The organism is Leisingera sp. S232, assembly GCF_049800895.1.
Lineage (GTDB): Bacteria > Pseudomonadota > Alphaproteobacteria > Rhodobacterales > Rhodobacteraceae > Leisingera.
Map to the genome: position 1 here is coordinate 1 of NZ_JBNAFX010000008.1, position 21,070 is coordinate 21,070.

General features: G+C 61.3%; 17 protein-coding genes. 7 read left to right on the plus strand and 10 right to left on the minus strand.

The features are described from left to right. The first annotated feature begins 58 nt into the window (after positions 1 to 58). Complete coding sequence (locus tag ACP151_RS07660) at positions 59 to 1,018, plus strand: IS481 family transposase (protein WP_424978291.1); 960 nt, start codon at positions 59 to 61, stop codon at positions 1,016 to 1,018. Positions 1,019 to 1,097: 79 nt separating this feature from the next. Here the strand turns inward: ACP151_RS07660 and ACP151_RS07665 are convergent, their stop codons facing one another. The 6 genes from ACP151_RS07665 to ACP151_RS07690 form a co-directional block, all read right to left on the minus strand. Next, entirely contained in the window at positions 1,098 to 1,799 is a 702-nt protein-coding gene (locus ACP151_RS07665) for a hypothetical protein (protein ID WP_424978292.1), read from the minus strand. A 100-nt stretch (positions 1,800 to 1,899) separates the two neighbouring features. Then, positions 1,900 to 4,719 (minus strand): Ig-like domain-containing protein, encoded by a 2,820-nt coding sequence (locus tag ACP151_RS07670; RefSeq protein ID WP_424978293.1) that lies wholly within the window; start codon positions 4,717 to 4,719, stop codon positions 1,900 to 1,902. A gap of 244 nt (positions 4,720 to 4,963) precedes the next feature. Then, positions 4,964 to 5,269: a hypothetical protein gene (locus tag ACP151_RS07675; protein WP_424978294.1), complete on the minus strand. Its 306-nt coding sequence runs from the start codon at positions 5,267 to 5,269 to the stop codon at positions 4,964 to 4,966. 67 nt (positions 5,270 to 5,336) lie between these two features. Further along, on the minus strand, positions 5,337 to 5,966 hold the full coding sequence (locus tag ACP151_RS07680; RefSeq protein ID WP_424978295.1) for a response regulator: 630 nt from the start codon (positions 5,964 to 5,966) through the stop codon (positions 5,337 to 5,339). Next, positions 5,963 to 7,888 (minus strand): sensor histidine kinase, encoded by a 1,926-nt coding sequence (locus ACP151_RS07685; RefSeq protein ID WP_424978296.1) that lies wholly within the window; start codon positions 7,886 to 7,888, stop codon positions 5,963 to 5,965. The genes ACP151_RS07680 and ACP151_RS07685 overlap by 4 nt, the downstream gene beginning before the upstream one ends. Positions 7,889 to 8,058: 170 nt before the next feature. After that, the gene (locus ACP151_RS07690; protein WP_424978297.1) at positions 8,059 to 10,926 is read right to left on the minus strand and encodes a CARDB domain-containing protein; all 2,868 of its coding nucleotides are present in this window, start codon (positions 10,924 to 10,926) and stop codon (positions 8,059 to 8,061) included. Between the two features lie 587 nt (positions 10,927 to 11,513). On the opposite strand from ACP151_RS07690, the gene ACP151_RS07695 reads away from it, so the two are divergent. From ACP151_RS07695 to ACP151_RS07715, 5 genes are all read left to right on the plus strand, one after another. Beyond that, entirely contained in the window at positions 11,514 to 14,321 is a 2,808-nt protein-coding gene (locus ACP151_RS07695) for a glutamine-synthetase adenylyltransferase (RefSeq protein WP_424978298.1), read from the plus strand. Continuing rightward, positions 14,302 to 14,574 carry a hypothetical protein gene (locus ACP151_RS07700; protein WP_424978300.1) on the plus strand — a complete coding sequence of 91 codons (273 nt, stop codon included), beginning with the start codon at positions 14,302 to 14,304 and terminating at the stop codon, positions 14,572 to 14,574. Before ACP151_RS07695 ends, ACP151_RS07700 begins: the two co-directional genes overlap by 20 nt. Positions 14,575 to 14,772: 198 nt before the next feature. Then, on the plus strand, positions 14,773 to 15,987 hold the full coding sequence (locus ACP151_RS07705) for an RSP_2647 family RNA methyltransferase (protein ID WP_424978301.1): 1,215 nt from the start codon (positions 14,773 to 14,775) through the stop codon (positions 15,985 to 15,987). Positions 15,988 to 15,993: 6 nt separating this feature from the next. Next, entirely contained in the window at positions 15,994 to 16,536 is a 543-nt protein-coding gene (locus ACP151_RS07710; RefSeq protein ID WP_424978302.1) for an RSP_2648 family PIN domain-containing protein, read from the plus strand. A gap of 145 nt (positions 16,537 to 16,681) precedes the next feature. Then, entirely contained in the window at positions 16,682 to 17,137 is a 456-nt protein-coding gene (locus tag ACP151_RS07715) for a hypothetical protein (protein ID WP_424978303.1), read from the plus strand. Positions 17,138 to 17,270: 133 nt separating this feature from the next. On the opposite strand, the gene ACP151_RS07720 is transcribed toward ACP151_RS07715, so the two are convergent. The 4 genes from ACP151_RS07720 to minC all read right to left on the minus strand — a co-directional run bounded on the left by ACP151_RS07720 (position 17,271) and on the right by minC (position 20,359). After that, positions 17,271 to 17,957, minus strand: coding sequence for a M48 family metallopeptidase (locus ACP151_RS07720; protein WP_424978304.1), 687 nt, complete (start codon positions 17,955 to 17,957; stop codon positions 17,271 to 17,273). A 536-nt stretch (positions 17,958 to 18,493) separates the two neighbouring features. Further along, a complete protein-coding gene (minE, locus tag ACP151_RS07725; RefSeq protein WP_424978305.1) occupies positions 18,494 to 18,757 on the minus strand; it encodes a cell division topological specificity factor MinE in 264 nt (87 codons plus the stop codon). A 4-nt stretch (positions 18,758 to 18,761) separates the two neighbouring features. Next, positions 18,762 to 19,580 (minus strand): septum site-determining protein MinD, encoded by an 819-nt coding sequence (gene minD, locus ACP151_RS07730; protein ID WP_424978390.1) that lies wholly within the window; start codon positions 19,578 to 19,580, stop codon positions 18,762 to 18,764. A 29-nt stretch (positions 19,581 to 19,609) separates the two neighbouring features. Continuing rightward, complete coding sequence (gene minC, locus ACP151_RS07735) at positions 19,610 to 20,359, minus strand: septum site-determining protein MinC (RefSeq protein ID WP_424978306.1); 750 nt, start codon at positions 20,357 to 20,359, stop codon at positions 19,610 to 19,612. A 312-nt stretch (positions 20,360 to 20,671) separates the two neighbouring features. On the opposite strand from minC, the gene ACP151_RS07740 reads away from it, so the two are divergent. Beyond that, the gene (locus ACP151_RS07740) at positions 20,672 to 21,040 is read left to right on the plus strand and encodes a hypothetical protein (RefSeq protein ID WP_424978307.1); all 369 of its coding nucleotides are present in this window, start codon (positions 20,672 to 20,674) and stop codon (positions 21,038 to 21,040) included. Positions 21,041 to 21,070: the final 30 nt, after the last annotated feature.

Here is a 21,070-nt window from a genome sequence, read left to right on the forward strand (position 1 = left end):
GGTGTTTGATCCCATGGTTTGATGGTGCGATCTGTTCTTTGGAATGGAAGGAAGCACTATGGGACAAGTTCGTCACGGGAGCGCCACGACCACGCACGCTGTCAGAGCAGCAATACAGCGATCGCAAGCTTCGATCGCGGCGCTGAGCAAGGAACTCGGGATCAACCCGAAGACTGTTGCCAAGTGGCGAAAGCGCGAGACCGTTGAGGATCGCAAAACAGGGCCGAAAGAGCCTCGCTCAACCATTCTCAGTCAAGCCGAGGAGGCCATGATCGTCGCATTTCGGCGGCATACGCTACTGCCGTTGGATGATTGCCTCTATGCGCTCCAGCCCTCGATCCCGCATCTGACGCGGTCAGCGCTGCATCGGTGCCTTCAGCGGCATGGCATCTCGCGCTTGCCGGATGTCGGGGGCGACAAGCCTAAGCGGCAGAGGTTCAAGCGCTACCCCATCGGCTTTTTTCATATCGATATTGCCGAGGTGCAGACTGCGGAGGGCAAGCTGTATCTTTTCGTTGGCATTGACCGGACCAGCAAGTTTGCAGTCACCCACCTCGTCGACAAGGCAGATCGCAAGACCGCCTGGGAATTCCTCGAACATTTGCTCAAGGCGGTCCCTTATCGCATCCATACGATCCTGACCGATAACGGTATCCAGTTCGCCGAACAGCCACGAAACCGGAACAGAGTATACTCCCGGCAGATGCGCTTCGACATGATCTGTGAGGCCAACGGGATCGAGCATCGCCTGACCAAACCGAACCATCCGTGGACCAATGGCCAAGTCGAGCGGATGAACCGCACGATCAAAGAGGCGACAGTGAAGCGATACCACTACGAAAGCCACGATCAGTTACGAACACATCTCGGCGACTTCATGGCTGCCTACAACTTTGCCCGCAGACTCAAAACTCTCAGCGGCCTCACGCCCTACGAATACATCTGCAAAATCTGGACTTCAGAGCCAGATCGTTTCATCATCGATCCGATCCACCAGATGCCGGGACTGAACACCTAGGTTCGCCATAAGAACCAGAATGCAGTTCTGGGGCCTCCCAGCTTGCCAGCGGCGGCTTTATGAGGCTCTGCAACAGCTGTTACGAGCGCAGCAGTACCTTGCTGGAATTCAGCGCCTGGGCGATTTGTTGATAGTGAAGCGCAGCATTGCTGGAACCCTCTGCGGAGCGCAGCAACACGGTTGTTGCCTCATCGAGAACGGCCAGCGCCTTAGCGTTGGTTGCCGCGGCTGTTTCCGGTTTTACGGCTGCCACCGGGCGGCGGATTGTTTTTTTGTCGTCCTGCACGGTCACCCGCAGCCGTGGTTGCGAATTGTCACGGTTCTGGCGAGACAGGTCTGCCAGCTCGGATGAAGCCTTGGCAAGCACCTCGCGGGCAGCCGCATACTCGCCATGGGCCGGCAGCTCTTTCACCAGTTCCTGCAGCTCTTTGGCCAGACAGTCGGTCCGGTAAGCCGTCCCAACGGCCTCGCAGGCGGCAGAGGCGACACCTATCTGTGTGACGATGCTGTTGGTGAAAGCTGTGCTAACGGATGCCGGGCCGGACGAAGCGGCGTTTGCGGCATGCTGGCTATCTGCTGTGCCGCCTCCGCCGACTGGATCGTTGCCGAAGGCCGAGGCCGCTGGCTCACCACGCACTTGCGCCTGGTGCACATACCCAAAGATCATCCCCCCGGGCATTCCGGTCGAAGGCAACGCTGCGGCTGACGCCTGCGCCGGAAGCAGCAAAAGCGCCGCGGAAATCACGCAGGACAAACACGCCGTGCTTGCATTGTCGTTCATTGGGAGCCCTTTCCGCCGCGCGTTTCATTTTGTAATTTTGCCGCCTTGCGTGAAGCAAAGGCTGGCGTGACATTGCCGCTTGGTCGTTTCCGATTGTTTGTCATATGCCCATAGCATCGCCGCCAATATCGGTGAAATTGCCAGAGGTCAAAGCGTGTCCTCCCAGCAGCAACACTTCAAAGTCAGCATCCAGCAACGCTCTGACCGGATCCTCGCTGACATTCTCGGCCGTAAGCAACACGCCGTCCGCGTGCTCATCCAGAAAGATAATAATGTCAGGCGGTAAATCCGCATTTTGCGCAGTGATGTCAAAGTTGCCCTCATCAAGGGACAGCACGATATGGGCGTCCTCTACAGCGATTGAACTGATATCAATTTGATCCAGCGCGTCGTCAAAATCTGTTATGACATCGCGGTTTGTGTCACCGGAACGGCTTTGCGAAAAGCTGTTGAAAACAAATTCATCTGCCTCAGCCCCGCCAGTCAGGGTATCTGACCCCAATCCGCCCGTCAGAGTGTCGGCACCGCCGCCGCCATTGATTATGTCATCGCCTTCATTGCCCTGGATGTTGTCGGCGCCATCAGTAATCTCATCGCCACCGCCATTATTCGCCCCGGAGCTGTCGTTATAGCCGACGCCCATGGTTTCACCGGTGTTCTCGCCATCTACAGTGCCGTCCGGCGAGACAGCGCCAGGCCTCATGGGCTCAAACTCAGTGGGTGTTATCACCACGTCCTCATCCACCCTCACCGCGACCTGGGCTGATGCGGTAAGCCCAGAGGGGTCTGTAACTGTATAGAAAATGGTATCATTGCCAAAAAAACCGTTGGCTGGCGTATAGGTAATTGTGCCGCCAGAGTTAATCGCAACATCCCCATTTTCAGCAAAAGCCGACTGCACTATCAGTGCATCGCCATCGGCATCGCTGTCATTGTCCAGAACCGACACCGTAACGGCGGTATTTTCGTCGGTGTTTGCATTGTCATCTTCGGCCACAGGCGCATCCGCAACCGGAAGGACCGCCACCATTACAAGACCATTTGCGGTGTTTCCTGCGTCATCGGATACGGTGTAGGAAATCGTCACATCGCCATTGAAGTCCGGCGGCGGAGCATAGGTCAGTGTGCCATCCGGGTTGATGCTGACATCCCCGGTGGAAGCAGACACCGCCACGACCTCAAGCGGGTCGCCATTCGGATCGCTGTCATTGGCCAGAACATCCAGCGTGACAGAACTGTCTTCGTCCACTTCAGCGGTTTCGCCTGTAACTTCTGGCGTAACGAGCAGCTCATCCGCGAGGATGGTCTCAATTCCTTGAAACTCAAGGGTTGATCCATCTTCAAAGGTCACGGTGCCCCGCTGCCCTCCGGCATCTTCCAGGTCGTCCTCTGATGCTACTGCAATGGCCCCTGCACCGCGCAGGTCCAGCACATCCGTGTCGGTCTCCTCGGTGGGTCCGCCGCCGCCAGCGATGATATCGCCAGCACCAGCACTGGCAGATATGGCAACAATCAGGTCGTTCCCATTTCCACCCTCAATTACATCGCTTCCCAACCCGCCGGTGAGCGTGTCGTCGCCGTCACCGCCGTTCAGCATGTCCGCACCGGCATTGCCATCAAGGGAATCTGCGCCTTCGTTGCCTCTCAGCACATCGTTGCCGTCATTGCCTGCGAGCACGTCGTTGCCGCGTTCGCCCTCAAGCGTATCGGCACCGGCTCCTCCACGCAGAACATCATTCCCGCCCCCACCGCTCAGCATGTCTGCACCGGCATTGCCGGACAGTTCGTCACTCCCTGCACCCCCGGACAGAACGTCGTTGCCAGTACCGCCGTCCAGCGTATCGGTCCCATTGCCGCCGTTCAGCGTGTCTGCCCCTCTGCCGCCGGATAACTCGTCACGCCCTGCAGCCCCGGACAGCACATCGCTGCCAGCGCCGCCCTTCAGCGTATCGGCCCCACTGCCGCCGTTTAGCGTGTCGGCTCCACGGCCACCGGACAGTTCGTCATGGCCTCCTCGTCCACCCAGCCAATCTGAACCGGCGTTTCCGAACACTGTGTCACTGCCGGACCTGCCGTGCAGGAAATCGGCGCCAGCTCCGCCTGACAAATTGTTGTCGGCCTGCGATGCACCGAAAATTGTATTGTCCAGCTGGTTTCCTGTTCCGGTGCGTTCTCTGGGCAGGCCGCTGCTGGACAGCAATCTCAGATCTTCGGTGTTGTCAGCAAGGCGGTAGCTCTCCAGCCTGCTATAAACCAGATCGTGCCCGCCGCCTGTTTCCTCTGTCACCGCATCGCCGTCTGAGTTGACATAATAAGTATCATTGCCCTCGCCGCCGATCAGCAGGTCATCTCCATTGCCACCGTCAAGAAGATCGCTGCCGCGGCCGCCGTCCAATGTATCGCTGTCGGCCCCGCCGCGCAGAACATCCGACCCCCGACCGCCAAACAGACTGTCTTCGCCCGCACCGCCGCGCAGCGTATCCTGTCCCTCGTTTCCATGCAGCAGATCGAAGCCGCTGCTGCCTTGGATCAAGTCTGCTCCGGAAAGACCGCGGATCGTATCGTCCAGGCTTGATCCATAAAAAATGTCTGCGCCGCCGTAAAAGAGATCCAGAAACATGTCCCCAGTGATGTCCGAGTCTGCAACCACAGAGCCTGCATCCAGAGACAACCCGGTCACAGCGAAGGTCAGTTCCGTCCCGCTGAATGGCTTAAACTGCCGGTAGGATTCAATCACTCCGGCCACTGAGAACGCGCCATCATGGCTGGTTACCAGCCTGAAGCTGGAACCTGGTGCAGCGGTATACTCCGCAAAGAACCCGTTTGGGCCAGCAAAACGGATGCTTTGACTGGTAACATCAAACTGCGCCTCGATTTCGGTGCCAATTTCAAACGGTTCAAAAAAGGTAATCGTCGCCATTCGGGCCTCGCCAAAGTGCATGCGGTGTCAAATTCACGCGATCCAAAGAACCCGCTATCATCGGGAACAAAGAGGGACAGTGCCGATACCCGGCGGCCACGGCCGGGTAACCTGGAAACCTTAACGTAATTTTCCACCCGGCTCCAAGCTAGAAAGTTGACTTGGCGGGGTAAAATACCAAGCGGTGCAAGAAACTGTCACAAAATCTGGTGCCGCATCTTTTCCTGCGGAGCCATGGTTCGGCTCAGGGCCAATTGACCTCCACCAAGTCGCATGTTTGACGGCCGCAGAAACGAGCGGTGATATGAATGGTAACTTCCAGCTGGCAGATGGGAAGATGGTTCGCCTCAAAACCGGACTTCCCAAACCGCACCGCAAGCCCTGTATGGATCAGCGGCGCGTCCTGGCTTGCGTTCTCTTTTTCAAACGCAACAGCCTGTGTTGGGTCCAGCGTTTTCAGTCTCGCCGATTGTCCACAGGCCTGCGCGGAAACATACTGGCGGTGCAGCGGCAGTGATTTCGGCCCAAGGCCGCAGGCGGGGGCTTTCATCTGAAATTATGTGGCAGCGTCAGTCGTCAGTCGTCAGTCGTCAGCAGGTTGCAGCCCACTGAGGTGATCAAGTTTCAAGATTGGCCTCCATCAGCCCTTCGCGCAGGGCATAGGCGATCAGTTCGGCGACCGAATGAGCCTGGACCTTGCGCATCAGATTGGTGCGGTGATTGTCCACGGTCTTGGCGCTGACCCCCAGCCGTTCTGCGATTTCACGGTTGCTGAGACCCTGGGCAATCAAGCTTAGAATCTGCTTCTCCCGCGCGGTCAGCTGTTCGCGCCCGGCGGCCGCAGCTAGGATTTCAGCGACCCCGGGACCCAGCAGGCTGCGCCCGGCCAGGATTTCGGGAATGGCGGCGGTAAAGGCGCTGATTTCCTCACGTTTGAGAAAGATCGCGTCGGCACCGGCCGTTGCCAGTTCGGAAAGCAGCCCCTCGGATGTCATGCCGGAGAACACGATAATACGGGTGTCGGGCGACCAGCGGCGGACCTCTCCGAACACCTCAATCCCGCGCGAATAGGGCATGGCGATGTCCAGTGTCAGCAATGTGGGCTGATGGCTGCGCACAAGTGCGATAGCTTCGAGCCCGTTGGTCGCCTCGGCTGCCACCTGCACCCCGGCTGAGGTCAGGATCTGGGCGATGCCCTGGCGGATCATGGCGTGATCATCTGCGATAACTGCAGTTGGGGCGGTCATGGGATCTCCCTATGTAGGCGGTCAGAGCCGGTACTGGCCTGCTGGGCGCGCGGGAAACTGAGTCGGGCGATGGTGCCCCGGCCGGGGTGGGATTGCAGATCAAAGACAGCGCCATTTTGCTCGGCAAGCTCTGCCACGATGGCCAGCCCAAGGCCCGAGCCTGCGGATTGCTGTCCCCTGACGCCACGTTCCAAAACGCGGGCGCGGTCCGTGCGGCTCATGCCTGAGCCATCATCGTGTACCTCGACCGCGATGGTCTGGCCGTTGCGGCGACACCCCACCAGGATGTGCTGCGCGCCGGAATGCTGCAGGGCGTTGGACACCAGATTGCCGAGGCTGCGCATCACCGAGAGCGGGTCGGCGTGAATATATGTGCCCGATGGCACCACGCGCAATGCGATCTTCTGACGGGTGGCCTCGGTTGCGAACATGGCTTGGAGGTTCTGCAGGATGATGTCGAGGCTGAAGTGTTCCTGCGCGCCGGCCTGGGGCGGATCATTGTCGCCGCTGCCGAGGGGGCGGGCGGAAACTTCAAGCCCCGTGCGCAGAATGTCATCAAGGTAATTCAGACTGTCGCGCAGGCCGGGGTGTTGATCCTCTTTCCCGGCCAGCGCCATACGCAGCACCACCAGCGGCTGGCGGATGTCATGGGCCGTGGTTTCCAGCGCGTCGTGACTGCGTTGCATGGCGGCGGCAGTGCGCTGGCGGTCGTCCTCGGCGCGGCGCAGGGCCTCGCTCAGGTGCAGGCGTTCCTCGGACAGGCGCAGCTGTTCGCGCAGATAGCGGTCGCGTTCGCGCCGGGCGGCAGTGATGCGCAGGGCGATGGCGGTGGAAAAGGCGAGAGCCTCGGCCAGAAAGCCGGTGCGCAGCGCGATGCCGACCAGTTCCTGCGCAAACAGGCCTTCACTGAAATAGCCGAAGATGCCGAAAAGAAAGGACAGCGCCAGCGCGCCGAACCCGATCACCAGAAAGATTGCGCCCGGCATCTTTCGGCGCACGGCGGACAGCGCCAGGGCCACCTGCAACAAGGTTGCAAAGCCCACGATCAGCAGCGTCGTGTTTTTGTAGATCAGGGTTGAAATCAGTGGAACCGCGAGGATGATCGTGGCCAGCAGCAGGGCCATGGTCACAATGGCAAGCTGATGCATCCGCCGGGCGTGCTGCCGGGCGTCGGTGATCTGGGCGATGAAATTGATGCCCAAAGCCACCGACAGTGCCGACAGGATCGCCAGGGCCACCTGATTGAAACCCGGCAACCCTGGCCAGAGAAACTGGAAGGCAAAGCCGTCCATATGCACCAGAAACACAACGCTGCAGAGCATGTAGCCGCCATAGGCAAAGGCACGTTGCCCGTCGAGACTGTAGAGGTAGACGGTCGAGATCAGCCCCATGCCAAAGATCAGCGCGGTCAGAGCCAGGATTTGCCCGGCCTCGCCCTGGGCGCGTTTCAGGAAACCGGGGACGGTTTCGATAAACAGCGGCATCTCAGTGGCTTGGTCAGTGTGATAGGTGATGAACACATTGGCCCCATGCCCCGCGTCGAGTGCGATCTCCGACACCAGATGGCGGTGTGCGATCGGGCGCGCATCAAACGGGTCGGCGGCGGTGAGAGAAAGAAGCCGTCTGGTGTCCCCTTCATCGGGCAGCAAGTAGACATCAATGCCCTGCGCGACCGGAATGTCGTGGGTCAGCCACCAGATACCCTCGGTGGTCCCCGGGTTTTCCAGCCGCAGGCGAACCCAGTACCGGGCCAACCCGTCGCCAAAGCCGAAGTCGACCAGCGCGCCGTGCACAGGCCGAAACGCCTGCGCCCGCTCTGGCGCGGCGAGGGCGTCCAAATTCAGGGTGCCGCCGGTGTCAACAAAGGTGCAGGCATAGGGCGCAAGGTCCAGCCGCTGATCCGGAGCCTGTGACAGAGCCACAGGCGGGCAGGCTGCGGCAGATTGGGCTGAGCCCGCCAGCCCGCTGAATGCGGCACCGCTCACCAGGAGCAGTGCACAGGTCAGTCTGAACAGGAAGAGCCAAATTTCAACAATCATTCCGTGACAGCTTAGCCTGTTTGCGGCTGATAGCCAGCCCGCTGCGCGACCTCTCAAAGGATCAGGTCACTGGCCTGCAGATCGGTCAGCCCCATCATGGTGATCGAGAAATCCGCCAGCTCGTCGCCGTCCACATCGCCCTGCAGCAGCAGCCGGTCGCTGAGCGTTTCGTACCGCAGCTCACCCGCGGTGCCGCTGAAGTCTGTATCACCGACAAAGCTGAAGGCCTGATTGCCGGCATCCGTGCCCGAGGCGTCGATGCGGGAGAGATCCACTTTGTCGCCGGTCTTGAAATCGCGGATTTTATCGGCGCGGATTTCCGGAACGGATTTAAAGATAAAGTGGTCGTTGCCGCCGCCGCCGGTCATTGTGTCCTTGCCCTTGCCGCCGATGAGCTGGTCAGCGCCAGCGCCTCCGCGCAGTTTGTCATTCCCCGACCCGCCAGTCAGCTGGTCCTGGCCGTTGCCGCCCCGCAAATTATCGCGCCCGGCGTCGCCAAACAACTGGTCGTTGCCGCCATTGCCCGTCAGCCTGTCCGCATTTTTGCCGCCCGAAAGAGCATCCTGGCCGCTGCCGCCGGAAACCGCGTCCCTGCCGTCACCGCCGGACAGCAGGTCATCGCCCAGGCCGCCCAGGATGTTGTCATCTCCAGAGAGGCCCAGAATGTAATCCGCAGTGGCTCCGCCCCGCAGGGTGTTTGCCCCGGCGTCATTGTCATAGGCTGACATGTCGCTGCCGGTGAACGCCGGGAAGACGGGCAGCGCATTGCCATCAATGTCTTTCACCTGGCTGTAATCGGTTAGGCCAAAGCTGATCTTCTGGCTGTTGTCATAACGTTTCGCCAGCGTATCGGTGGCGAGCGCTGAGATATTGGCCCAGTAAACGCCGATGTTGTGATGCGCGCCAAAGCCCTTGGGGAACCAGAAACCACCGGAATCCGTTTCGGAATTGTCCAGATTGGGCATGAACAGCGAAGTGATCGCGTCATCAAAGTTCTTGTTGTTGCGCAGGATGTTGTTGCCCACATAGCCATCAATGCTGTCCAGATCGACCGTTTCGGCAAAGGTCACCGCGTCCATATTGTGCGACAGGCCGATGTAATATGACGGCTCAATCAGATCGACCGACCCGCCTTCCACATCTACGACATTCGGATCATGCTGGTTTTCGAACCCGTCGAAGGCCTCTGTGTGGGAGTATAGCGTCTTGTCGATCCCGGCCGGGGCCAAAGAGACCACTGTCAGCTCGACAGCCTCGTCCAGGCGCTGCGCGTCGATCGCGGCAAAGATGTCGGCCATGGACCCGCCCAGGCTGTGACCCGAGACGATCAGCTTATCGATGCCATTGGCCGGGTCATTGGCGTAGGCGAGCGCCGCCTCGACCAGAGGTTTATGGGCGTTGTAATGGTGAAACAGCCCGTCGCCGGAAAACGCCTGGCCGTTTGCAAAGGCGGCGAAACTGCCGTCGGTGCCCCGGAAGGTCAGCACCAGAGTTTTGCTGCCGTCTGCGGTTTCACCCAGCGCCAGCAGCGATTGCGCATCCCAACCGGGCACCAAAGCCTCCGCCTTGCCTTCGAACAGCCCGCCGCCATTGAACCGCGCGTCCTCATTGGGCACGAAATGGTTGCCCAGCTCGGTGTCGGTCAGAACCTGCCAGCCCAGCGTGTCAAAGTAATTGTCGTAACGGTCGCCCAAACCATTGTCGGCGGATCCGCGGTAGTCAGAGCCGATGTTGCGTTCGCCATAGACCGACCGGGCAAAAAGAGTGCCCAACTCCACATGCTCCAGCGACTCCGCCACCGACTGCTTTTCGTCATGCATTTCGCCGACCAGCTCGGTGCGGGTGTTGTTGGTGGTGTCGGATTCATTGGCGGTATCGACGATCTTGACCTTGAAGGTCCCGGTATCTCCGCTTTGCAGCGTGTATCTGATGGTCTCGGTGTTGGTTTGCCCGGCGGTCAGTCCAAAACTGACGCTGTCCTTGCCGATATAACGGTCGCCGCCACTGGTCGTTTCAACAAAATATTCCAGCTCGAACCCGCCCGCGAGCAGCCCGCCGTAATCGGCGCCGCCGATATTGGCCAGCGTCGCCTTCAATTTGATCTCTTCCCCGGTCTTAAGCTCGCCAAAGACCTGAATGTCCTGAACCACCAGATCGGGGGCTGCAGCAAAGAAGCCGGCGGGTTTTGAATTGTTGCTGGTCACGCCTTCGCCGCTGATGCCGCTGACGCGGACCTCGACGTTCTGCTGGCCTGCGGTTTCAACCGTGTAGGTAAGGCTTTCCTTGTTGGATTGCCCCGCATTCAGCCCGTATGTCACCGAGTCCGTGCCGACAACCTTGCCGTTGACCAGATATTCGACGTCAAAATTCTTGCCGATCCCGAAATAGTCGGACTCGCCGATGTTCTTGAGCGTGGCTTCGATCCTGACCTTTTCCCCCAGCGCCCGGTCACCGGTGATTTCGATGTCCTCGACGATCATATCCGGCGCTGTCAGGAAATCGACCCGGGTGTCGACGTAATACATTGTCAGCGTTTTGCCGGTGTCGTTGTCGACCCTCAGACGCCAGTTGCCGTTCACCTGATTGCCATCAAAACCCCGAGAGAAGGTGCTCTCGCCGCCGCTGCCGTCATAGTAGATGTCATGATCATAGGCGCTGTCGCTGTCTTTGCCCGCGTCCGTATCATTCCCGAAATGATCGAAATTGTAATAGATCGTATGTCGTTCGCCATTTGGCGAGTACAAATAGATATCCACCTTGCCCAGATCGACCTTGGCCCCGCCATTGTAGTCAATCTTGAATTTGTAGGCGACATTGGTCACCGTCGCAAAGAGGGTGTCTCCGGTTGGGTTGAAGTAGAAATTGTATGTTCCCTGACCAATGTTTCTATCGGTTCCGGAAGAATAAACTGCCTGGCCCATGATATGTCCGTAGGTTGCCAAAATTGCCGATCTCTTGCCGTAACGTTAACCAGAGGCGCAGAAGCGGGACATGGGGTGATTACCCTAATCGGACCCTGCGGGCGCGGGCAGCAGCCAACTTGTCCTCTCGCGCTGAGCAGGGGGGCGGGTATGGCGAGTTTTTCAGGTTCTTGGGGGGGGGCGGTTTCCAACCTTAAATCGTCCTGAGGAACTTTTGGTTTGGCGCCCCCCGGGGTCTTGTGCCCACGGCACAATCAACTGTCTCCAAACACGCAAATTGCGGCGGTTTGTCTGAATGCCGGGAAGATGCGCGGTTATGCTCCGGCTGCGCGACTGCCTGAGAGGCAGTGCTGAAACTGCCGCCGCCTGAACCTGTTTGAAAACACAAGCCAATCCGGACAGCCGCCGGAAACAAAAACACTCTCTACTTCGAAATGGATTCGCAACGGGAGCATAACCGTATCGTTAGTAATATCTTAACTGTTGACCGTCACCTATTCGGGTTTTCCTGACCCAAAGTAAACCTATGCGGCAGCGCGGCAATTCGGCCATTGACGCGCCCCGGCCTGCAGCTCAGTCTTCAGGTCATGACGACTGGTTTGACAATGTCCCGCATTCCCCGCCCCTTTGACCCACTGCTTGGCGCCGAGGCGCGGTCGCTGGTGCCGTCTCTGTCCGGTGATCTTGCCGAACTGGTGGCGGGGGCTTGCGGCTCCAGTCCCTATTTGAAGGAGCTGACGGCGCGCGAGGCAGACTGGCTGCCAGAGGCGCTGCACAATCCTCAGGCCGCTGTAGAGCAGGTCTTTGCGGAGTGCCGCGCATTGGAAGCAGCGGCCCTGAAACCGGGCCTGCGCCAGGCCAAACGGCGACTGGCACTGCTGACGGCGCTGTGTGATCTCTCAGGTGGCTGGAGCCTGGAGCAGGTGACCGCCGCGCTCACCGACTTCGGAGCGTTATGCGCGGATGTGGCCATCAAGGCGGAGATCGCCAATCTGATCCGGCGCAAGAAACTGCCGGGCCTCACGGAAGACGACGTCGCGACTGCGGGCGGGCTTACCATTCTGGCGATGGGCAAGATGGGCGCGCATGAGCTGAACTACAGCTCCGACATCGATTTGATTTGCCTGTTTGACGAAACCCGCTTCGATCCGGATGATTTCTATGAGGCACGCCAGGGCATGGTGCGCGCAACCAAGAACATGTGCGCCACCCTCAGCGACCGGACCGGCGATGGGTATGTGTTCCGCACCGACCTGCGGCTGCGCCCGGATCCGGCAGTCACACCTGTCTGTCTGGCGACGGAGGCTGCAGAGCGCTATTACGAAAGCCTGGGGCGCACCTGGGAGCGCGCCGCCTATATCAAGGCGCGCGCCTGCGCCGGGGATCTTGCGGCAGGCGAGCGGTTCCTGAACACTCTGCGGCCCTTTGTCTGGCGTCGGCATCTGGATTTCGCGGCGATTCAGGACGCCCATGACATCCGTCTGCGGATCCGCGAAAACAAAGGGACCGGCGGCGCTCTGAACGTGCCGGGCCACGACATGAAACTGGGCCGCGGCGGCATCCGCGAGATTGAATTCTTCACCCAGACGCGGCAGCTGATTGCGGGCGGGCGCGATGAAGGCCTGCGTCTGCGCGGCACCGTCGAAGGGCTGGCGGCGCTGGCGGCCAAGGGCTGGGTGCCGCAGGACGTAGCGGAAACTCTTACAGCCCATTACCGCGCCCACCGCGAGGTCGAACACCGTATCCAGATGGTGCATGACGCCCAGACTCACCGGGTGCCGAAATCCGAAGACGGGATCGCCCGCATCGCCTGTCTGATGGACCGGGATCCGGCTGAGCTGCAGGCGGAAATCAGGACCCGGCTTGAACAGGTCCACGAGCTGACAGAGGGGTTCTTCTCTCCCGGTGCGGCACCGCCGCCCGCGGCGCTGGCAGAAGATACGGCAGAGCTGGACGGCGCCATCATCGCCCGCTGGCCAACCTATCCGGCACTGCGTTCGTCACGCGGGGCGCATATCTTCGAGGGGCTGAAGCCAGAGCTGTTGTCGCGCGTTGCCAAGACTGCCAAACCGGCGGAAACCTTGCTTGCGCTGGACGGTTTCCTGGCCGGGCTGCCTGCGGGCGTGCAGCTGTTTTCGCTGTTCGGTGCAAACCCGCAGCTCATTGATCTTCTGATCGATGTGGCCGGCACTTCTCGCGATCTGGCCGCGTTTTTGTCGCGCAATTCGGGTGTGTTTGATGCGGTGATCGGTGGCTCTTTCTTTGATCCCTGGCCCGGGCAGGCCAAGCTGCGGGCAGAGCTGAAGGCGCGGCTGAAACTGGAGAACGACTATGAGGCTCGGCTTGATGCCACCCGCCGCTGGTGCAAGGAATGGCATTTCCGCATCGGCGTGCATCATTTGCGCGGGCTGATCGGCGGCCATCAGGCCGGCAGCCAATATGCTGAGCTGGCAGAGGTGGTTATCGCTGGGATCTCGCCTGAGGTGGTGGCGCATTTCTCAAGGAAACACGGTCCTCCGCCAGGCCGCGGTGCGGCTGTACTGGCGATGGGCTCAATGGGGGCCGGGCAAATCAATTCGCAGTCCGACCTCGACCTGATCGTGATCTACGACTCGGCCGGAGCGGAGATGTCGGAGGGCAAGCGTCCGCTTGCAACGCGGCCCTATTTCGCACGCCTCACGCAGGCCTTTGTCACCGCGCTGTCGGCGCCTATGGCGCAGGGTCGCCTGTATGAGGTCGACATGCGCCTGCGTCCCTCCGGTACCCAGGGGCCGGTTGCGGTCAGCCTGCCGGGGTTCACCCACTACCAGGAAAATGAAGCCTGGACCTGGGAGCATCTGGCGCTCACCCGCGCCCGCGTCATTGCGGGTGACAGCGGTCTGGCCACCGAGATCGAAGGATTTCGCGCCCGGTTTCTCAGCCAGCCCCGGGACCGGGCAAAGGTTCTGACGGAGGTTGCGCAGATGCGCAGCCGTCTGGCCGCAGCCAAGTCGCCGACGGGCGTGTGGGATGCCAAGAACGGTGCGGGCCGGATGATGGATATCGAGCTGATGTCACAGGCGGGAACACTGACCTCACCGTCGGTTGCCCGCGATGTTCCTTCCGGTCTGCGCGGCGCTGTCGCTGCCGGATGGCTAAATGACGCGGATGCGGAATATCTTGCCGCTGGTTACCGTTTATTCTGGTCCGTGCAATGCGCGGCCCGGCTGCTCTCGGGCAAGGCCATCGAGGCTGAAACCCTGGGCGAGGTCGGGGCGCGGTTCCTCTGCCGTGCCACCGGCTTTGACACGCTGGAGGCGCTGGAGCAGGAGCTGCAGGCCCGTTACAGCCGCTGTGCTGCGTTGATTGGCGAAACCTTGGAAAGGGAAGCAGCGGATGAAGACGGGCAGCACTGAACAGGACCCGCGCGGTCTGATCTACGAATCCTACCGGATCGAAGGCATCACAGATGCCCAATGTCGCAGCATTTTCTTTGACTGGGCCTTGGGAATGGATGCGGCCCGCGACAGCCGCGCTGACATCCAGGCATTGCTGGACCTTTACGGTGCTGCAAACCCGGACCATCCGATGACCGTGGTGCTGGGCGACGGGCTGCAAGGCGCTGAAAAACCCCGCCGCCGTGGCGGCTGGCGTTCACGCGAGCGGTGACAGACATGCAGGGCGGTGCCGGGGCGCCGCTTTGCGACTGCAGTCATAGGTGCCTCCAGCTGATATGAGACCACGGGTTTCTATGCCGCCGGGAATGCGGCGTTCGGCGCATGGTCGACTTCCGTGGCGCCGCCCGCCCTCAAGGGGGAACTGCGGGGGCCTCTTTCCCTGCGCGGTTCTTAAGGCTAAGAGAGCCGCATGACAGCCTCTCCTGACGCGCTCCGGCGCCCCCGCGTGAAAATGAAGCCCAAGTCGAACGCCCGCGCCATCCGGCACGGGTTTCCCTGGGTTTATGCCAATGAACTGGTCACCGACCGCCGCACCCGCAATCTGGCGCCTGGAACCCTTGCGGTGCTGGAGGATGAGGCGCACACGCCGCTGGGGTTGGTTTCGGTCAATCCTGAAAGCAAGATCATTGCCCGGATGCTGGACCGCGACCCGGAGGCGGTGATTGACCAGGCTTGGTTCGCCGCCCGCCTGTCCCGCGCGCTGGAAATGCGTGAACGGCTTTATGATGCGCCTTTCTACCGGCTGGTGCATGCGGAATCCGACGGTCTGCCCGGTGTGGTAATCGACCGCTTCGGCACGGTCTGCGCAGTACAGCCGAATGCTGCCTGGGCTGAGACCCATCTGGACATGCTGACTGCTGCTCTGGCAGAGGTCACCGGCGCGGAAGTGATCCTGAAAAATGCTTCCGGCCGCACCCGCGGGCTGGAAGGCCTGGATGACATCAGCCTGCCCCTGCTGGGCCAAGCGCCCACAGCGCCGCTTCCGGTTCAGATGAACGGTGCCACCTATATGGCGGATCTCACCGGTGGCCAGAAAACCGGACTGTTCTTTGATCAGCGCGAAAACCACGCTTTTGCCGCCCGCCTCACGGCACCCGGCGCCAAGGTGCTGGATGTGTTCTCCCATGTCGGCGGCTTTGGCCTGGCGATGCTGGCGGGCGGGGCAGGGCATGCCACCTGCGTTGACGGCTCAGCCGCCGCGCTGGAGCTGGCGTCTCAGGGCGCCGCGTCCCACGGCCATCAGGACAGGTTCACCGCCCGCCAGGGCGACGCCTTTGATGTGCTGGCTGCTCTGGCAGCAGAAGGGGAGACGTTCGATGTGGTGATCTGCGACCCGCCTGCTTTTGCGCCCTCCAAACAGGCCCTGGAGGCAGGACTGCGCGCCTATGAACGCATTGCCAAACTGGCAGCCCCGCTGGTCAAGCCCGGCGGCTATCTCGGCCTCTGCTCCTGCTCTCACGCCGCGGATCTTTCCAGGTTCCGCAATGCTTCGGCCCGCGGTATCGGCAAGGGCGGGCGCCGAGCTGCCCTTATTCACACCGGATACGCAGGCCCTGACCATCCGCAGCTGCCGCAGCTGGCCGAAAGCGGCTATCTGAAAGCCGTGTTCTTCCGGCTGGACTGACGCGCGGTGAAGCTGCTCCTGGACACATGTGTTCTCTATCCGACGGTGATGCGGGAAATGCTGCTGGGGGCAGCACGGCTGGGGCATTTCACCCCCCTGTGGTCCGCCCGCATTCTGGAGGAATGGGAACGCGCAGCGCTGAAACTCGGCCCGGAAGGTGCCGCACAGGCAGCAGCAGAAACGGCATTGCTCCGCGCCCATTGGCCCAAGGCGGAAACCGCCCCAGCACCTGGCATAGCGGCGCGCCTTTGGCTGCCTGACAGCGCCGACGTGCATGTTCTGGCTGCCGCCATCGCGAGTCATGCCGACGCGATCGTGACGCTGAACAACAAGGACTTTCCCCGCCACACCCTGGCGGAAGAAGGGCTGGAGCGCCTGGGCCCGGATGAGCTGCTCTATGGGTTCTGGCTGCAGGACAGCGCTGGTATGGAGGCACTTGGCGCCAGGGTGCTGGCCGAGGCGAATCGGCTTTCAGGCGGCATTTGGGACATCCGCCCTCTGCTGAAGAAAGCCCGCCTGCCGCGGCTCGCCAAGGCGCTGGCGCGGTAACAGAACCACAGCCGGAAAAATTGCTCGGCAGTCTGCCGGATTTTCGCTTGGCTGTTCGGGTCAGCCGCGTTTATCAAGCTGAAAAGCTTGAATTAACTGCATTTGCCAGGGATCAAATATGCCGACAAAACCTTGCCGCGCCGTAGTGCCAAACCGTTTTCCCGCCCGCACCCTGAGCGGGTTGGCTTTTGCGGCAGTGTTAGGGCTGTCAGCCTGCGCCAAGACACCGGTGCCTTCGGTCCCGGCTCAGCCCGGCAAGTCGATCTCCGAGGCGCATGAGGCGGTGCGGATCTGTGGCCCGCGCGCGCCTGCGGGCGGCAAGAACGCGGTCACCGGCAGCTACATCGGCGGTGTGCTCTGGGGCGGGCTGATCATCGGCCCGGCGATCATTGCGGCCAACGAACACCATATCCGGGCCAATGGCGAACGTCGCGCCATCGACAAATGCCTGGAGGAACAGGGCTATACCCGCCGTGAAATGACGCCAGAGGAAATCAAGTTCCTGAACGCGCTATATGGCTACCAGCGGCAGATCTTCCTGGATCATCTGGTCACAGGCGGCACGCTGGCGGGTTTCAAACAGGAGTACGACGTTCAGTAACGTCACAGTTCAGGCAGCCGCGGCCCCGCAGCAAAACCTGCGGAAACGGTGGGGCTGCCTGTTGTTTCATCTTTCTGAAAATACTCCGGGGAGTTTGAGGGGCCGGCCCCTCAATCCTGGCCTCGCCGCTGGTTCAGCCTTTGGCCCATTTGGCTTCCAGCCGGTCCAGCGCGGCGATGCGCTCTTCGGTCTTGGGATGGCTCATCAGCCAGGCCGGCGCCATGCCCGCGCGGGCTTGCGTCAGCTCTTCCAACTTGGCAAACAGGCTCTTCTGCGGCGCCAGGCCAATGCCTGCCTTTGTCAGCAGCGCTGCAGCATATTCATCCGCTTCATATTCGTCCCCGCGTGACAGCCGCGCTGCCAGCAGCCCCGTCAGCACCCCGGCAATCCATGGTCCGATAAACGGGATATACCGCCCCAGGATCATCATCAGCGCGGTGCGCAGCGCATTCTGGCCAGAGAAATCAATCATCCGTTTCTTCGCATGCCCCAGCGCGACATGGCCCAGCTCATGGGCAATGACAGTGACAATCTCCTCGGCGCTGACCTCGCCGTTCTGATACTTCCGGTAGAAGCCGCGGGTGATGAAAATCCGCCCGTCGGGTGCCGCCAGACCATTAACCGGGTCGGTTTCATAAATATGCACGGGAATACGCGCCACATTCAGTGCCGCTGCCAGCCGGTCCGTCAGTGCTTTCAGTTTCGGGTCGGCCAGTTCGGTTGAGCGCTGGTCAAGCTCCCTATGGGTGCGCCAGACAGAAATCCGGTACATCATCAGGCCATAGGCGACAGCCAGAAGTATGGGCAACAGGCGCAGCATGGCACAGATATGGGTGCAAATGCCGGCGGCAGCAAGAGCCAGCCTTGCAGCCTGCGCAGGCCACCGCGCAAAATCCGCAGCCGCCGCCGCATCTTTCAGCCGTTAATGCTGCAAAAGTTCCTGAAAACAACAGCTTTCGCTACATGGCCCGGTTCGCACAGTCCCGCCTGGGTCAGCATAGATACTGCGCCCTGGGGGCAGCCCCTTAGCATGCTGGGCACGCAGGGGCCGCTGTGCCCGGGCGTCGGCAGCGCCGAGGCTTTGGGCGCAGAAACACCTCAAACGCGCCAACCGCAATGAACACCGCAGCGTAGAATTGAAGCGGGCGGCAAGGTTGGCCGTAAGGCGTGCCATGGGCCTCCCGCAGGGCAAGTGCGGAAGACCCATGACAGCACGGGCAGGATAATCCTGCCCTGATCCGGCACGGTATAGGGGTGGGGATGCCGCGCCGGAATTCCAAATTCTGTCCTGAGCCACTGATGCGCCGCTCAGGCAAAGGTCCAGGGCAGGCAGAACCACCCCAGGGCCCCCGGGGCCTAATTCAATCCCAGCTTCCCGGGAAACTCGATGTTGATCTCCAGACTCGACAGCTCGTCGCCGCGCTCCATGCGGATGTCGATCGCCTCGTCACCGATCTGCATATGGCGGCGGATCACGTTCAGGATCTCGCGCTGCAGCTGCGGCAGGCAGTCGGGGCGGGCGCCGCCGCAGCCGCTGCGCTCATGCGCCAGAAGGATCTGCAACCGTTCCTTCGCGGTGCTGGCCGAGGCTTTGCGGGGGCGGAGAGAAAAACCGAACATCCGCTTACACCGCCCGCCGGAACAGCCGCTGCAGCAGCCCGCGGCGCGGGTCTGCAGCAATCCGCATTTCGATCTGATCGCCGATCAGCCGACCTGCTGCATCCTCATAGGCCGTCGCTGCCGCCGAGGGGGCATCCAGCACCACCGGCACACCCAGGTTCGAGGCGCGCAGCACGGCTTTGCTTTCGGGGATGATCCCCAACAGCGGCACCGCCAGAACTTCAAGCACATCCTCTACTGTCATCATCTCGCCGCTGTTGACGCGGGCCTTGTCATGGCGGGTAATCAGCACCTGCGCCCTTATGGGGTCTGCGTCGGCTTTACCGGCACGGTCAGTAATGCTGTTCAGCAATCCCAGCACCCGGTCGCTGTCGCGCACCGAGGACACTTCGGGGTTGGTGACGACAATCGCCTCATCGGCAAAATGCATCGCCATCTGGGCGCCGCGTTCGATCCCTGCCGGGCTGTCGCAGATGATGTAATCGAACTCCTGCCGCAGCTCTTCCAGCACGGTCTCGACACCTGCCTTGGTCAGCGCGTCCTTGTCGCGGGTCTGCGAGGTCGGCAGCACCGCCAGCTTCTCCAGTCGCCGGTCGCGGATCAGCGCCTGTTTCAGTTTGGCGTCGCCCTGAATGACGTTGATAAAGTCGAAAACCACCCGGCGCTCGCATCCCATGATCATGTCCAGGTTGCGCAGTCCCACGTCGAAATCGATTACCACTGTCTTGTGGCCGCGCCGTGCCAGCTCGGCGCTGATTGCCGCAGAAGTTGTGGTCTTGCCAACGCCGCCCTTGCCTGAGGTGACAACGATCACCTTGCCCAGCGGGTCTTCCAATGTCAGATTTTTGCTCATCACAGTGCCTCCACACACAGCTGGCCGTCGCGCAGGAAAACCTGTGTTGCGCGGTTCAAAAGCGCCGGCTCCAAATTCTCGTTTGTCCGGTAGAGCCCCGCCACCGCCAGCAATTCCGCATCCAACCGCTGGCAGAAGATGCGCGCGCGTTCGTCACCTTCGGCGCCGGCCATGGCGCGCCCCCGGAGCAGCCCGTAGACATGGATACTGCCCCGTGCGATCAGCTCTGCGCCGGAACTGACAGGGCCAATCACCACCAGATCACCGCCCTCGGCGACCACCGTCTGGCCAGAGCGCACTGGCTGGGCAATCACCACATTTTCCGGCGGCTGCAGTTTGTGGGGGATTTCCCGGCGGGGGCCTGGCTCTGTGTTCAAAGGGGCGTCCTTGCCGCTGGCAAGCACGATCAGCCCAGCGTCCTCAGCTGCAGCGGCCTGTGCGGGAGTGACATTCTGAACCCCGAACACCGCAAGATCCCGGCTGCGCAGACTGTCCGCCAGCGCTCGGATCTCGGCTGGGCGGTGCAGACCCGGCGCGCAGCCGAGATCCAGGATCAGCGGCGCACCGTCAAAGAAATGCGGGCTCCAGCGCAGCTGCGCATCCAGGGCTGTGTAAAACGCCTGATCCAGCGGCCCGTCTTCAGGGCGCAGGGCGACAGCGGTGAAATAGCGTCCTCGTATTTGGAACGGTTTCACGCTGGCAGCAGGCGCGCTGCCACGGGGGGTGTTGTTTTGTTGACGCACGCTCACGCGATGCTCCTGCTCGGGGATGGCGGCTTTGTTTGCCGCGCCTTTTCTACTTGGGTAGCCTCCGGCAGGGTTGCAGTTCAACTGGCTCTGGACGGGTTCGGCGAACATGCGCCTGTGCCGATCTGGAGCGGCGGATTTCCGCGGGAAAACTATCAAGGGTTGCATGGAAAAGAATTGCGTACGCAGCGCCGCCATCGCCTGCGGCAGAGTAACCGGTGGCGTTCCTGCAGCTTTTTTGGTCCGACTGGGAGGGCTGCTCTTGGCGCGCCCGGGTGGCTTGGAAACAGTGATTTTTCAATCAGGAGATTTGCGATGCAATGGAGTTTTCTTGGTGCTTCGGCGCTGGCGGGTTTGTGGATGATTGTTCACGCATTCATCGGCGGGCGTGAGTGTGCGCGGCCCTTGGCGCAGGACCGGCAGCTACCGGACGCGCTGCGTGAGACCATGCTCCTGTGCTGGCATATGGTCACAGGATTTCTTGGCCTGATGGCCCTGTTCCTGCTCCTTGGTGCCCGTGGCGTTGAGGGGATGGCGCTGGCAGGCACCGCGATGGCCGCAGCGGCAGCAGCGGTCGGGCTGCTGCTGCCGCCTTTGCGGCGGGTAACCTACGGCCTGCTGCCGCAAGGCTGGCTGTTCGTGCCGGTTGCTGCGCTGGGGGCCTGGGGACTGTGGGGCGGCTGAAGGGGCAGCCCTGGCGCAGCCTTCGGCTCT